This window comes from Streptomyces fructofermentans (assembly GCF_014651055.1).
Lineage (GTDB): Bacteria > Actinomycetota > Actinomycetes > Streptomycetales > Streptomycetaceae > Streptomyces > Streptomyces fructofermentans.
Window position 1 is genome coordinate 154,090 of sequence record NZ_BMWD01000017.1, and the last position, 14,325, is coordinate 168,414.

Annotated in this window: 11 protein-coding genes; 3 read left to right on the forward strand and 8 right to left on the reverse strand. The window is 72.2% G+C overall.

The genetic code is table 11. The features are described 5' to 3' along the window. Window positions 1–126: 126 nt before the first annotated feature. The 4 genes from IE265_RS23140 to IE265_RS23155 form a co-directional block, all read right to left on the reverse strand. Window positions 127–1,776, reverse strand: coding sequence for an LCP family protein (locus IE265_RS23140; protein ID WP_190037556.1), 1,650 nt, complete (start codon window positions 1,774–1,776; stop codon window positions 127–129). Between the two features lie 140 nt (window positions 1,777–1,916). Then, complete coding sequence (locus tag IE265_RS23145; RefSeq protein WP_190037557.1) at window positions 1,917–3,659, reverse strand: LCP family protein; 1,743 nt, start codon at window positions 3,657–3,659, stop codon at window positions 1,917–1,919. Window positions 3,660–3,895: 236 nt separating this feature from the next. After that, on the reverse strand, window positions 3,896–5,230 hold the full coding sequence (locus tag IE265_RS23150) for an LCP family protein (RefSeq protein WP_190037558.1): 1,335 nt from the start codon (window positions 5,228–5,230) through the stop codon (window positions 3,896–3,898). Window positions 5,231–5,380: 150 nt separating this feature from the next. After that, window positions 5,381–6,136 carry a TIGR03089 family protein gene (locus tag IE265_RS23155; RefSeq protein ID WP_190037559.1) on the reverse strand — a complete coding sequence of 252 codons (756 nt, stop codon included), beginning with the start codon at window positions 6,134–6,136 and terminating at the stop codon, window positions 5,381–5,383. A 110-nt stretch (window positions 6,137–6,246) separates the two neighbouring features. Between IE265_RS23155 and IE265_RS23160 the strand changes: the two genes are divergently transcribed. Together IE265_RS23160 and manB are read left to right on the forward strand one after the other, a co-directional pair. After that, window positions 6,247–7,788, forward strand: coding sequence for an N-acetylmuramoyl-L-alanine amidase (locus tag IE265_RS23160; protein WP_190037591.1), 1,542 nt, complete (start codon window positions 6,247–6,249; stop codon window positions 7,786–7,788). Between the two features lie 165 nt (window positions 7,789–7,953). Beyond that, window positions 7,954–9,036, forward strand: a complete 1,083-nt coding sequence (manB, locus tag IE265_RS23165) for a mannose-1-phosphate guanylyltransferase (RefSeq protein WP_190037560.1) — start codon at window positions 7,954–7,956, stop codon at window positions 9,034–9,036. A 232-nt stretch (window positions 9,037–9,268) separates the two neighbouring features. Here manB and IE265_RS23170 read toward each other — a convergent pair whose 3' ends face one another. From IE265_RS23170 to IE265_RS23185, 4 genes are all read right to left on the reverse strand, one after another. After that, window positions 9,269–10,285: a DNA-3-methyladenine glycosylase family protein gene (locus IE265_RS23170; RefSeq protein WP_190037561.1), complete on the reverse strand. Its 1,017-nt coding sequence runs from the start codon at window positions 10,283–10,285 to the stop codon at window positions 9,269–9,271. An 81-nt stretch (window positions 10,286–10,366) separates the two neighbouring features. Continuing rightward, window positions 10,367–11,767, reverse strand: coding sequence for a coenzyme F420-0:L-glutamate ligase (locus tag IE265_RS23175; protein WP_190037562.1), 1,401 nt, complete (start codon window positions 11,765–11,767; stop codon window positions 10,367–10,369). Further along, the gene (gene cofD / locus IE265_RS23180) at window positions 11,764–12,723 is read right to left on the reverse strand and encodes a 2-phospho-L-lactate transferase (protein ID WP_190037563.1); all 960 of its coding nucleotides are present in this window, start codon (window positions 12,721–12,723) and stop codon (window positions 11,764–11,766) included. Before cofD ends, IE265_RS23175 begins: the two co-directional genes overlap by 4 nt. Before the next feature lie 41 nt (window positions 12,724–12,764). Continuing rightward, complete coding sequence (locus IE265_RS23185) at window positions 12,765–13,289, reverse strand: cysteine dioxygenase (protein WP_190037564.1); 525 nt, start codon at window positions 13,287–13,289, stop codon at window positions 12,765–12,767. Window positions 13,290–14,044: 755 nt separating this feature from the next. Between IE265_RS23185 and IE265_RS23190 the strand changes: the two genes are divergently transcribed. Next, window positions 14,045–14,308: a WhiB family transcriptional regulator gene (locus tag IE265_RS23190; protein WP_053723761.1), complete on the forward strand. Its 264-nt coding sequence runs from the start codon at window positions 14,045–14,047 to the stop codon at window positions 14,306–14,308. The last annotated feature ends 17 nt before the right edge of the window (window positions 14,309–14,325 follow it).

The following is a 14,325-nucleotide window of genomic DNA, read 5'->3' on the forward strand; positions in this document are numbered from 1 at the left end:
CGCCCCCCGGCCCTGAACGCGGTGGACGCTCCGCCGCGGGCGCCACACGCGCCCGCACACGACCGTGTCCCGCCGGACGACGTCCGGCGGGACACGGTCGTGTGCCGCCGTGGCCGGCGGCGGGGGTCAGAAGGTGAAGCCGTCCTGGATCTTCATGCACGCCCCGGTGTCGCCGCCGTTGAGCGGGCGGGACGACTCCGGAGCCTTGGAGCCCTCCTTCGCCGCACTGGCCGGGTAGGCGTCCCCGGTGCGCCAGTCGCCGCCGACGGTCAGCGTGACCCCGGAGGCGTCGGTCGACTTCCGCACCGAGGTCAGCGGCAGTCCGAGGGCCTTGGCCACGGCCTGCGCGTCACCTTCGAGGTCGGCGCTCGGAAAGGTGATGGACGTCTTCGCCAGCGGAGTGTTCTGGGTGTCCACCTGGGCCAGCGCGAACCCCTTGCCCTGGAGCACCCCCGCGACCGCCGTGGCCCGCTGGGGAGTCGGCGCCTGGCCGTTCACGCCGGTGCCGTTGCGCACCGCGACGGCGATCCTGTCGTCGGCGGCGGCCGGGTCCTTGGACGTCTCGGCGGCCTTGCGCTTGGACGCCTTGCCGTCCAGGGACAGGTCCTCGCGCACCATCTCGAAGAGCTGGTCGGCGTCGCCCGGCTTCGGTACGACCCGGTTCTCGTTCAGCGACCACGGCACCGTGGGCATCGTGGTCATGGTGATGCGGTCGGCGGGGACCTTGCGCAGCTCGTTGGCGAGGTCGTACAGCTTGGTGACCGTGCCGAGGCCGTGGTCCACGGTGATCGACTCGGTGGCCTCCTCGGCCAGCTTGCGCAGCTTGTTGGGGCTGCCCAGGGTGGCGTTGTCGCGCAGCTCGCGGACCATCGAGTTCATGTACATGTGCTGGGCGTGGGCACGGGCGAGGTCGGTGCCGTCCTCGAAGCCGTATCGGGTGCGCAGCCACTGCAGCGCCTGCTTGCCCTTCACCGGGTGCGTGCCCCTGGTGAGCTTCAGGCCCGAGCCCTTGCCGTCGGAGGTCAGGGAGTGGACGTTCTTGCGCACACAGACCGGCACACCGCCGATGGCGTCCGCCATGGAGACCACGCCGGCGAAGTCGATCTTCATGAAGTGGTCGATGTGGATGCCGGTCAACTGGTCCCAGGTCGCGACCGTGCAACCGGGTCCGCCGCGGCCCAGCGACTCGTTCGTCATCGCCATGGACCGGGCCTCGTAGACCTTGTCGCCGTCCTCGCCGTCGACGCACTTGGGAATCGGCAGCATCGTGTCGCGGGGCATGCTGACCACCGACATGTTGCTGCGGTCGGCCGACAGGTGCAGCAGCATCTGGACGTCCGCGAGTTCCGGAGCGCCCACGCTCTCCTTGTGGCCGCCCAGCTTGAGGTTCTCCGGCGTGTTCCGGCTGTCCGAACCGATCAGCAGGATGTTCAGCGGGGTCTGGCCCGCGGCGTTCGGCTTCGGCTTGGCCGCCTGCTTCTCGCCGAGGTTCAGTTCGTCCTTCTTGATGTTGTTGTTGAGGTGCTGGTAGTAGAGGTAACCGGCCCCGGCCGTGCCGAGTATCAGCACCGCCACGATCATGGCGAACCACCGCAGTATGCGGCGCTTCCGGCGCGGGGGGTGCGGCTGCCCGCCACTGTCCCGGCCGCGCCTGCCGCGTCGTCCGGGCTTCCGGTGCGCGGGCTCCTCCCCAGGAACACCGCTTTCCGGACCTGACTCCTGAGTGTGCCGGACGCTCGGTCGCGCCCCCTCCCCACGCACACTGCTGCCTACCATCTCCCTGCCCCTCCCACCCTGTACCTGACAAACGGGCCCGTCCATGCGTCCGGTGGACGCACCCACGTCTTGTTAGACGCTCAGGCGCCCCATTGGATGCACTGGCGTTCTGTGAGACGCGTGACGGACCCGTCAGGTCATCAACTGGCGCACACTGACTTGTCGGCCGTGGACTTCTGGATCCCCTCCGGCGCCTTCGACGGAGCGGTCAGCGACACTCCGGCACCCTTGAAGTCCTTGCCCAGGGTCAGCACGATCGCGGGCAGACCCTGTGAATTCGTCTCGCTCTTTCCGGGCTTCATCGCCGAGGCGGGCAGGCCCATGAGGTCGGCCAGCTTGCGTGCCTGGTCCGCCTGGTCGGGCGAGTACTCGACGGTCGTCCTGCTCAGCGTCTCGTCGGCGTTGCCGAGCTGGCTGGACTTGGTGACGCCCTGGCTGTTCTGGAGCCAGTCGAGCGTCTCCTGCGCCGAGCCGGCCGGGGCCCCGCCGTTGTAGACGTCGACGCGGATCTCGGAGGCGGCGGAGCGAGTGCCCTTCAGCCGGGCGGCGACCTCCGCCTTCTCCTTCTTCGCCTTCTTCTTGACCTCGGTGAACGAGACGTCGTCCTTGATCATCGAGAAGACCTGGGGCGCGGCCGCCGGATCGACGATGACCGTCTTCCTGACGGCACCGTCGGCCGGGTTGTCCCGCACCGGGACCGTGGTGAACGTGATGTTCTTCGGCGGCACCTTCTTCAGCTCCAGTGCCACGTCCTTGAGCGTGTCCACCTTGCCGATGCCGGTGTCCACGGTCAGGGCCTTGGTGGCGGCCTCGGCCAGCTTCACGAGCTTGCGCGGGCTGGTGAGGGTGTCGCTGGAGGACATCTTGCGCATCAGGGAGCCCAGGAACTGCTGCTGGACCTTGATGCGGTCGAGGTCGCCCTGGTTGCCGAAGCTGTGGCGCGTGCGCACGAAGGCCAGCGCCTGCTCGCCCGCGACGGTGGACTTGCCCTTCGGCAGCTTGAGCTTCGACTCCTCGTCGTCGACGGCCTTCGCCACGCACACCTCGACGCCGCCGACGGCGGTCGTGAGCGTCTTGACCGCGTTGAAGTCGGCCATCATGAAGTGGTCCACCGGGATGCCCGTCACGGCCTTGACCGTGCGCATGGTGCAGCCGGGGTCGCGCTCGGACTGGCCGAGGCTGGTGTTGAAGCGCTGGGCGGGCGTGCCGGCGATGTCCTTGGTGGAGCCGTCCTCCTGGATGGTCGGACAGTTCGGGATGTCGACGACGAGGTCGCGCGGGATGCTCATCGCGGTCGCGTTCGAACGGTCCTTGGCCACGTGCAGCAGGATGTTGGTGTCGGCGTGCCCGACGCTGCCGGCGTCGCCGTACCCCTCGTTCCCCTTACCGGTACGTTTGTCCGTTCCGATGATCAGGATGTTGAAGGCCTCGTCCTTGCTGAAGCCCTTGGCCCCGGCGTCGCCGACGTTCGTCGTCTGGACGTTGCCCTCGAGGTGCTTGAGGTAGAGGTATCCCGCGGCCGAGACGCCCACCAGCACGAAGGCCATGGTGCCGCCGGTCCACAGCAGCACCTTCTTGGCCCGCGACGCCTTGGGCTTCGTACGCGTCCGGCGGCGGCCCGGAAGCGGCTCCTCCGGTGCGCCCCGGCGCCTGCGGGGGCCCGGCACATCGTTGTCGGGGAGAGGGTCGCGCTCCCGTCCGGGCGCGGTGCGCGGCGATGCCGCCGCCGCTCCGGCGCGCGACACGGTTCTCCGGGGACCGGGAACTCCCGACTGCGGTGCGGAAGCCTGCAGTCGCAGTTCGTAGTCGCCGGTGTTCGGGTTGAGTACCCACTGGTCTGCGGGGTCGATATTGTCCGCCCGCCCACGGCCTTGCGCGTCCACGGTTGTTTGAGTCCTCCGTCGGGGCCACGCGGCGCCTTTCCCCCTCAAAAGGCGCTCGGTCACTCGGTCCAACAGTGCGCGACCTCAGGTGAAGACCTCATGGCCGGGTGCACCGGATCGCTCACACTAGCCGTCCAGTTCGGCGGCGAGCGACGCCAGTGACAAATTCCACGTCCCTACAACCGGGCAATACGGCGCAATTGTTAGAGCAGATGTTCTCTGCCTTGGGGTGAGCTTTACCCGCAGGCATCCTCGGCGGCCGTGTTTCCCCGGAAAGTCGGCGCGGGACTCGTCGAGGGAGGGGGTTCTTCGAGCCGGTTCCCGCCCGCCGCGCCGCGTTCCCCGCCGCGGTCGCCCGCCGTGTCCCGGTGGTTCGGCGCGTCGGCGGCTCCGCGCGGCGGGCCGCCGCGCCGGCCGCCGGCGCCGCGCGGCACCGAACTGTCCATCTTTGCGCTGGAATACGATGGAATGCGCTTCGTGACCACCAGAGGGGCGTCCGTACGCAGCCGTTCGAAGAGCCGCTCGGCCTCGGGTTCCACGAGCTGGTCGCGATTGGCGTTGTGGACGTAGGCCTCGCGCGGCACGGTGAGGAACTGCACCCGGTCGGTGGGGATGTTGCGCATCCCGCGCACCAGGTCGTACAGGCCCCGCAGGCTCGCGAGCCCCGGGTCGGTGGTGAGCGACGAGGTCGCGGCGTCCAGCACCGGGTAGAGCTTCACCGGATTGAGCAGTACGTCGTTGCTGCGCACCTTGCTGACGAGGGCGCCGAGGAAGCGCTGCTGGCGGTCCATCCGGTCCGTGTCGCTGCCGTTGCCGATGCTCTTGCGGGCGCGGACGTAGCCGAGGGCCTGCTCGCCGTTGAGCGTCACCTTGCCCGCGGGCAGCCGCAGCTTGGCGGCGCGGTCGTCGATCGGCTTCGTCAGGCACACCTCGACCCCGTCCACCGCGTCGACCATGTCCTTGAAGCCGTGGAAGTCCACGACCATGTGGTGGTCGATCCGGATGTCGGTCATCTTCTCGACCGTACGGATCGTGCAGGCCGAACCGCCCTTCTGGAACGCGTAGTTGAACATCGCGAACATGGGCTCGGTGCGGGTGCCGTCCGGCCGCCGGCAGCTCGGCACGTCCACCATGAGGTCGCGGGGTATCGAGACGGCCGTGGCACTGAGCCGGTTCGCCGCGAGGTGCAGCAGGATGGTGGTGTCGGAGCGCTCGGTGCCGGAGTCCCGCCCGTACTTGCCGTTGCCCCGGCCCGACCGCGAGTCCGATCCGATCAGCAGGATGTTCTGCGCGTCGCGCACCAGCGAGGTGGGCCGTTCCTTCTCGTACCGCGCGAGCTCGGCCGCCGCGTCGCTGTCCGCCGTGATGTTGCCGTTCAGCTTCTGGTAGACGGCCCAGCCAGCGCCGGCGGCGGCCAGCAGGGTCACCCCGACGCCGATGCCCGCGTACCGCAGCCACCGCCGTCGACGCCGTGCGACACCGGCCCCGGTGGGTGACGCGCCCGCCCCGGGCCCGAGCGTCCCCTCGCCGGAAGTCCCTCCGCTGCCGCTCACGTCGGTACCACCCCTCATGGCGTAGGGACTGGACTGCTCCTACGACCATGGCCCGAACGGGGGCGGGCGGCGCCGGGGGCTGCGCCGAACGGGGGACGCGCGGTTGCCGTCCACGAGGCGGGCGGGGGCGGGCCCCGGCCGGGCGGGAGACGCCCCGGCGGGCCCGGCTCAGCGGGCCGTGGCCGTCACCCGCTCGCTCTCGATCCGCTTGGCCAGCGCGTCCTCGCCGAGCCGGTCGAGGTTCCGGCACAGCACCACGGAGCCGCCCGCGGCCAGCGGGGCGTACAGCCCGGCGCTCAGTCCGTCCCACGTGTCGTAGGGGAGGCCGGACAGCAGCCGCGAGCCGGGACCGGTCAGGTCGAGTCCGGGAGCGTCGGCGCGCGAGCGGTCGACGACCTCGGCCCCCGTCAGCTCCGCACCGGCGACGATCAGCGCGGCGGCCTCCGGGTCCACGGGGGCGTACGGCCGGAACAGGTCTCCCTGGCTCGGCACCTCGACCGCGTAGTCGGCGTACCCGGCGGGCGGCTGCGGGAAGCGCCGCCCCAGCGGTGCGAGCGACAGGGCGATCCGCTCGCCGGAGCAGGCGAGCCCGTCCTCGAAGCGGCCGGGTCCGGCGACCACGTGGTCGGCGGCGGACGGGTCGCCCGCGATGTCCGCGACCACGCCCGCGGACGAGCACGCGAGCAGCCACACCGCCGTCTGCCAGTGGGCCGGCAGCAGCAGCGCGACCCGCTCGCCGGGCTCGGCGGCCAGCTCGTTCTGGATGAGATTGGCGGTCTTGGCCACCCAATTGGCGAAGGTGGCCACGGACAGTTCGACCCGTTCGCCGGTGGCGTCGTCGTAGAAGGTCACCAGGGGGCGCGCGGGATCCGTGGCGAGCGCGGATCGCAGCAGGTCGGCGGGGGTGCGGTCGGTGGCGTTCACGGGACGCAAGCGTACGCGGGCACCGCCCCGCGCGAAGCGGTGAGGGACACCGGTTCGGCCGAGTCCGCCGGACGGCCCGTCAAATCCCCAATGGACAGATAAGTATGACTATGTCCAGGATCAGGGGCATGCGCGGACAACTTGCTTCCTCGATCGCCGTCACGTGTGCGGCCGCCCTGGCCCTCCCGCTGGCACTGTCCTCCGACGCCATGGCCACGGCGGCGCCACGGACGGCCGGGCAGCCCACCGCCGGACAACCGGGCGCCGGACAGCCCGCCGCCGAACGGCCGGGCGCGGCGCCGGTCTCCACCGGACGGGCCGCCGTTCCCGGCAGTACCCAGTCCCTCCCACTCACCCCCCTCGCCGACGCCTCGTCACCCTCCTCCCCTTCCTCTCCTTCCTCTCCTTCCTCCCCTTCCTCTCCTTCCTCCCCTTCCTCCTCCGCCACCACCGACCGCACCCTGCCCCCCGCCGCGGCCCAGGGCCTCGCGCGGCGGGACGTACGGCACTTCTCCCTCGTCGGCGTCGTCTGGGACAACCCCGACGCCGAACTGCACGGCCGGGTCCAGGTCCGCACCCGTGCCACCGGCACCACCCGGTGGTCCGGCTGGCTGGACGTGGACACCCACAACCAGGAGCACGCGGCCGACCCGGGCACCGAGGAGCGCACCTCCGGTCGCGTCCGCGGTTCCACGGCCCCGCTCTGGGTCGGCGCCTCCGACGGGGTGGAGGTCCGCGTCGAGGCCGAGGCGGACGGCCGGGAGGGCGCCGGCCGGGCGGACCGGGCGGGCGATCCGCTCCCGCGGGGCCTGCACGTCGAACTGGTCGACCCCGGCGCCGAGCCCCCGCCGCAGGGCCCGGAGGCGGACGCCCCGCGGGTCAACGTCCTGACGGCGGAGGCCGCCGCTTCCTCCGCCGTCAACGCCGACCTCGCCCCGCTCGGCGCCACCGAGATCCCGGCCCTGAGCAAGAAGGAGACGGAGGCCGATCTGCTCGCGGCCCGCGGCGGAGCCGGGGCGGACGCGGTGGACCAGCGGGCGAAGCCGTACATCGGGGCGCGCCCGAGCATCGTCACCCGCAACGGCTGGGGTGCCGACGAGCAGCTCCGCGAGCGGAACTTCAGCTACACGAAGACCGTGAAGGCGGCCTTCGTGCACCACACCGCCTCGGGCAACAACTACGCCTGCGCGCAGGCGTCTTCAGTCATCCGCAGTATCTACCGCTACCACGTGAAGAGCAGTGGCTGGCGAGACATCGGCTACAACTTCCTCGTCGACAAGTGCGGAAACATCTACGAGGGACGGGCCGGCGGCGTGGCGAAGGCCGTCATGGGCGCGCACACCCTCGGTTTCAACAGCAACAGCATGGGGATCGCCGTCCTCGGGAGCTTCGGCGGCGCGGCCCCGCCCGCGGCGGCCGTCACGGGCATCGCCCGGCTGACGGCGTGGAAGCTCGGCCTCTTCGGGGCCAACCCGAAGGGCAAGACCTACCTCGTCTCGGGGGGCGGAAATCTCTACCGAAAAGGAACGAACGTCCGACTCAATGTAATCTCCGGTCACCGGGACGGTTTCGCCACCGAATGCCCGGGCGGCCGGCTGTATGCGAAGCTCGGTACCGCCCGCACGACGTCGGCTCGCTACCAGGGACGATGAGGTCCTGCCGACGGGAAGCGCGAGGCCCTGCACACCGGGTCCCCCCTCCCCGGCGGCTCCCCACGCCATCCCCCCAGAGGCGCCCCACAGCCATCGAAACGGACTGCATACACTGGCCGGTCGAAAGAACTTTCGACCGGCCCCAGCAGGAAGCAGAGACGACAGGTGACAGAAGCGATCCTCCTGGTGGGCGGCAAGGGAACACGACTGCGCCCTCTCACGGTGAACACGCCGAAACCGATGGTTCCGGCGGCCGGAGTACCGTTCCTCACGCACCAGCTGGCACGGGCGAGAGCGGCGGGGGTCGAGCACATCGTGCTCGCCACGTCCTATCTGGCCGAGGTCTTCGAGCCCCACTTCGGCGACGGCTCGTCGCTGGGGCTCCACATCGAGTACGTCACCGAGGACGAACCCCTCGGCACGGGCGGCGCGATACGCAACGTGTCCTCGCGGCTGGTATCGGCGCCCGACGAGCCGGTCCTCATCTTCAACGGGGACATCCTCACGGGCCTGGACATCCCGGCCCTGATCGACACGCACCGGACCTCGGGCGCGGACGTCTCGCTGCACCTGACACGTGTGACGGACCCGCGGGCGTACGGACTGGTGCCCACGGACGCCGACGGCCGCGTCCAGGCGTTCCTGGAGAAGCCCCAGACGCCCGAGGAGATCGTCACCGACCAGATCAACGCGGGCGCCTACGTGTTCCGCCGCTCGGTCATCGACGCGATCCCGGTCGGCCGCCCGGTCTCCGTCGAACGCGAGACGTTCCCGGAACTCCTCGCCTCGGGGGCCCACCTCCAGGGGATGGTCGACTCGACCTACTGGCTCGACCTGGGCACCCCGCAGGCCTTCGTGCGCGGTTCCGCGGACCTGGTCCTCGGCAGGGCCCCGTCCCCGGCCGTCCCTGGCCGCTGCGGGGACCGCCTGGTCCTTCCGTCGGCCCGGGTCGCGCCCGACGCCAAACTGACCGGCGGGACCGTGGTCGGTGACGGCGCCGTCGTCGGCGAGGGCGCCCGGGTCTCCGGCAGCGCGATCCTGGCGGGCGCGGTCGTCGAGCCCGGCGCGGTCGTCACGGACTGCCTGATCGGCGCGGGCGCCCGCGTCGGCGCCCGCTCGGTCCTCACCGGTGTGGTGGTCGGCGACGGCGCGTCCGTCGGCGCGGACAACGAACTGCGGGACGGCGTACGCGTCTGGTGCGAGGCCAGCATCCCCGCGGCCTCGGTCCGCTTCTCGTCCGACCAGTAGTGACCGCGGCCCGCCGACCGGCCGCCGGCCCTCCGCCCACGCGGCGGCCGGCGGCCGGTCGGCGGGCCGTTCCCGATCCCATGGGGCCGGCGGCGGGCGCGAATCGCGGCACGGGGGAGGCGGGCGGGACGCCAAGGACGCGCGGGCGCGTCGGGGGACGTGCGGACCGGTGGACCGGAGACGCGCGGACCGGCGGCCCGGGAGCGGGCGGGGCGGTGGACACCCCGGCGGCTCACAGCCGCCCGATGTCCCCGCGGGGCATCTTCGGCCGGCGCCTGGGCGGCGTCCGGCCGCTCAGCAGGATGAGCCGTGCCGCCCGGTGCCGCTGCCCCGCGTACGGTTCGAGCAGCTCCAGCATCGCGGCGTCGTCCGCGTCTCGGTTCCCGGCCAGCGCGTAGCCCACGATCCCGGGCAGATGCAGATCGCCCACCGTCACGGCGTCCGCCGCCCCGTGGCTGCGCTGCACCGTCTCCGCGGAGGTCCACGGCCCCACGCCGGGCACCAGTTCCAGCCGCCGGCGGGCGGGTTCCGCCTCCGCCCCGACGGCCTCCTCCATCCGCCGGGCCGCCCGCACGGCCCGCAGGATCGTCGACGCCCGCTTGTCGTCGACACCGGCCCGGTGCCACTCCCACGAGGGGATCAGGGACCAGACCCGCGGCGCGGGCATCACGAACATCCGCCCGTCCACGGGGCCGGGCGCGGGCGTCCCGTACGTCCGCACGAGCGAGCGCCAGGCACGGTACGCCTCGTCCGTCGTGACCTTCTGCTCCAGGACCGAGGGGATCAGCGACTCCAGCACGAGCCCCGTCCGCGTCAGCCGCAGCCCGGGCCGCCGGTGCCGGGACAGCGCGACCAGCCGGTGCCGAGGCTCGAACGCCCCGGGGTCGTCGGACGCGCCGAGCAGGGCCGGCAACTGCTCCAGCAGCCACTCGGCGCCGGCCCCCCACGCCTCGCCCAGGACGGCGCCCGCGCGCACGGAGACCCGCAGCGTCCCGGGTCCGACCGGTGTGAGACTGGCCCGCCACACGGACCCGTCGGGAGTCGTACGGAACGTCGGATCGGCGGGCCCGCGCCGCAGCGGCCCGAGCACGAGCCCGAGGTCGAGCGGCCAGGGCGGCACCCAGCGGCGCGTGCGTCCGCCGGCCCGGGCGGCGGACCGCATGGGCTCCGCATGCGCCTGCCCGGGCACGACGACCTCCCCGCCGCGCACGGTCGTACGCGTGGGCTGGGGATCGAAACGACCGGCCACGGATGAGGTCCTAGGGTCCTGGAACGGCTCGGGGGTGCCCTACGAGGGTAGGCGCCCCGCAGGGTGTGCCGGGTGACCCGGTCAGCGCACCTCGATGAAGGCCCCCGCGTCCCGCTCTGGGCGGGCCCCCGGTTCCGCGGCCGCGTGCCCGACGGCGACGGCGCCCATGGGGTCCCAGTCGGCGGGCAGTCCCAGCACGTCCCGTACGACCTCGCGGCAGAACATCGTCGACGACACCCACGCGGAGCCGAGCCGCTCCCCGGCGAGCGCGACGAGGAAGTTCTGCACCCCCGCTCCGGTGGCGACCACGAACATCTCGCGCTCGGCCGCGTCACGGCGCGCGTCCCCGTACGTGTGGGACCCGTCCATGACCAGGCAGGGCACGACGAGGTACGGCGCGTTGCGCAGCACGTCACCGCGCCGCACCCGCTTCGCCACGGACTCCGGGCTCTTCCCGTCCCGCTCCAGGTCTGCGATCCAGGCGTCCCGCATGGCGTCGAGGAGCCGGGTGCGCGAGGCGGCCGACTCCAGGAGCACGAAGCGCCACGGCGTCGTGTGGTGCGGGGCGGGCGCCGTCACCGCGGCGGCCACCGCGCGCCGGACGGCACCCGGGTCCACGGGCTCGTCGGTGAAGGCCCGCACGGTGCGCCGCAGAGAGAGGGCCTCGCGCACGGCCTCGGAGGTGCCGAGCCGGAACATGTCGTCGCGGGCGCCGCGCACCATGGCCCGGGCGCCCTCGTCCGGGGCGTCCGCGTCGACCACGTGCGGCAGTCCGCGCACCACGGCCACGGGCAGCCCGGCGGCCTTGCCCTTGACGAGGTCACCGGCGGCGGCCAGTTCGTCGGCGGTGGCGACGACGGTCGCGCCGAGCGGGTTCCCGTGGGAGTCCGTGCCGCCCCGCAGGTCGTCGAGCACCCGCACCCCGGCCGCCCCGATGGCGACGTCGGTGAGTCCGGTCCGCCACGGCCGCCCGAAGGTGTCCGTGACGACGACCCCCACCTCGACGCCGAGCGTGTCGCGCAGCCCGTCCCGGATCGCCCGCGCGGACGCGTCGGGGTCCTCGGGCAGCAGCAGGACGGTCCCGGCCGGGGTGTTGGACGCGTCGACACCGGCGGCGGCCATGACCAGGCCCTGCCGGTTCTCGACGATCCGCAGCGCCCCGCGCCTGGCCACCACCCGCACGGTCTCGGCGTCGATGGCGGCCTCGCGGTCGGAGGCCTCCACGATCCGGCCCTCGGCCTTGGACACGATCTTCGAGGTGACGAGCAGCACGTCGCCGTCGACCAGCCCGGGCTCGGCGGTGGCGACGAGCTTGGCGAGGTCGTCGCCCGGCCGCACCTCGGGCAGCCCGGGCAGCGCCCAGACCCGGTAGCCGGGGGCGGACGCCCGGCCCGCCGCCGGCCCGTCCGCGTCGGCGGGTCCGCCGTCGCCGCCGGGCGGCGTGCCCGTGGCTCCCGCGCCCGCGTGGGTCTCGCCGCTCAAGCGCCCCGCACCTCCTCGGCCAGCGCCAGCGCCTGACGGGCCATCTCCGCCGTGGCGTCGGGGTCGGTCATCATCAGGGGGACGGCCCGGCAGCGGATGCCCGCGGCCGCGACCTGGTCCACCGCCCCGGCGTCGACCGTGTCGACGAGCCAGCCGTCGAGCAGTCCCGAGCCGTAGTGCTCGGCGACCGCGGCGGCCGTGGCCTCGACACCGACGGCCGCGAGGACCTTGTCCGCCATGCCGCGAACCGGCGCGCCGCCGACGATGGGGGAGAGGCCGACCACCGGTACGCCCGCCTCGGCGATCGCCTCCCGGATGCCGGGCACGGCGAGGATCGTGCCGATGGAGACGACGGGGTTGGACGGCGGGAACAGCACCACGTCGGCCTCGGCGATCGCCTCCAGCACGCCGGGCGCGGGCTTGGCCTGGTCCGCCCCGACGGGCACCACGGCGTACGCGTCCACGGAGGCGCGCAGCCGCACCCAGTACTCCTGGAAGTGGACGGCCCGGCGCTCGCCGTCCAGATCGACGGCCACGTGCGTCTCGACCCGGTCGTCGGACATCGGGATCAGCCGGACGCCCGGCTTCCAGCGGTCGCAGAGCGCCTCGGTGACGGCGCTCAGCGGATAGCCGGCGCCCAGCATCTGCGTCCGCACGATGTGCGTCGCGAAGTCCCGGTCGCCCAGCCCGAACCACGAGGGCCCCGCGCCGTACGCCGTGAGCTCCTCCTTGAGGTGGAAGGTCTCCTCCGCCCGCCCCCAGCCCTGCTCCTCGTCGATGCCCCCGCCGAGCGTGTACATCACCGTGTCGAGGTCCGGGCAGACCTTGAGCCCGAAGAGGTGGATGTCGTCGCCGGTGTTGCCGATGACCGTGACGTCCGCGTCCGGCGCGGCCTGTCTGAGACCGCGCAGGAACCGGGCACCACCGATGCCGCCTGCCAGAACCACAATGCGCATGGATTCAGTCTTGCAGGCGGCTACGACAACGTGTCAGCCGGTTACCGGACCTCGCCCGCGGCGTGCCGCGCGACGGGCGCCGTCCCCGCCCTCAGGCCGGGGTCGCGGGTGTACATCGGCATCTCGGTCAGGCCCGGGTAGTAGACGTGCAGGCTGACGGCGGGTTCGAGGGAGTCGTTGACGACCTCGTGCGCGAACCCGGGCGCGAACACCTGCTGCGCTCCGGCGCCCAGGGCGCGCGGGCCCCGCTCGGTGTGTTCGGTGAGCGCCCCCTCCAGCACGGTGAGCACGCCGGAGGAGCTGCCGTGGTCGTGCGGCCCGCTGCCCTGCCCGGGCACCCACGAGAGCAGCCACACCTCGTACCCGGGGCCGGTGCGCAGCCGGTGGTACCAGCGGGCCGTCGCGTCGTACCTGACGAGGTGCGCCCACTGCGTGCGGTCGGCCGCGATGGACCGGGCGAGACCGACGAACTCGGCCACGGTGGAGGGGTGTTCGCGGGGTGCCTGGAGGAGGTGGGGGACTTCGAGGATGTCGCCGGCGATCTGGAGGTCGCTGTCGCTGTTCATGGGGTGCGGTGGTTTCCTCGGCGGAAGAGTGCTGGAGGTCGGGGGTGGCGCGTACCGTCCGCCCGGGTCGCGGGCGTGCGCAGTGCCCTGGTACGGGCGGAGGGGACCGGTGACCGGGTCGCGTCGGATCCGGCGGCGGCGGGAGCGGGTGGGCTCAACAGCCGCGACAGCAACAGCTACAGCGAGCGTGGGCAGCACCGAGGGACCCGGCGGAGCGGGTCGAGGTGAGTGCCGAGTTCGCGAGCATGCCCACTAGGACACCGGTTCACACCCGCACTGTCAACTTGACGTCCGGTATGTGGGCGACGGTTCACCTCATCAGGTTCATCTGAGTGGCGAAAGGTTTGTGCAGAGGCCCACGGGGACACATGGCGCACAACCGGGCGCACGAATCGTGTCGCGAGCCCGTGGTCCCCGTGTGCGATCCGAGTGATCCACATGTGATCCGGTTCGCTTCGTCGTCGGCGTCGGAACGAGATCGAACTTCTGGACGTCTCCCTCTGTACAGGTGCCTGCGCGCAGGCACCAGGACGGGCGCAGGGGAGAGGTCCCGGCCGGGCTCCTTTCGGCTGTCAGGGTTTATGCCGATTTGAACACTTTCCGCATAGCCTTGGTTCCGCAGAGTGAATAAGGGGCCCAATAGCAGATCTCGGCTTGACTGGCCCGGATCGGCACACTTGTAATTTCACTCGTGTCGTTCAGCCGAAATCGGCGACGGCAGCATCACGGGGACGCGAGACGGACGAGGGGCGCACATGACCGAGCTGTTTCAGGAACTGCTGGTCGACGAGGCCGAGGAGGAGCTCGGCTGGCAGGAGCGGGCGCTCTGCGCGCAGACCGACCCCGAGTCCTTCTTCCCCGAGAAGGGCGGCTCCACCCGCGAGGCCAAGAAGGTATGCCTCGCGTGCGAGGTCCGTTCGGAATGCCTCGAGTACGCGCTGGCGAACGACGAGCGCTTCGGCATCTGGGGAGGCCTGTCCGAGCGGGAGCGGCGCCGGCTCAAGAAGGCGGCCGTCTGACCCGTGGCCTGATCGCC

Bases quoted from the DNA above. Each gene is read 5' to 3' on its own strand.
- IE265_RS23140 (WP_190037556.1), bottom strand. From the start codon at position 1,776: ATGGTAGGCAGCAGTGTGCGTGGGGAGGGGGCGCGACCGAGCGTCCGG.
- IE265_RS23150 (WP_190037558.1), bottom strand. From the start codon at position 5,230: ATGAGGGGTGGTACCGACGTGAGCGGCAGCGGAGGGACTTCCGGCGAG.
- IE265_RS23160 (WP_190037591.1), top strand. From the start codon at position 6,247: ATGTCCAGGATCAGGGGCATGCGCGGACAACTTGCTTCCTCGATCGCC.
- cofD (WP_190037563.1), bottom strand. From the start codon at position 12,723: ATGCGCATTGTGGTTCTGGCAGGCGGCATCGGTGGTGCCCGGTTCCTG.
- IE265_RS23185 (WP_190037564.1), bottom strand. From the start codon at position 13,289: ATGAACAGCGACAGCGACCTCCAGATCGCCGGCGACATCCTCGAAGTC.
- IE265_RS23190 (WP_053723761.1), top strand. From the start codon at position 14,045: ATGACCGAGCTGTTTCAGGAACTGCTGGTCGACGAGGCCGAGGAGGAG.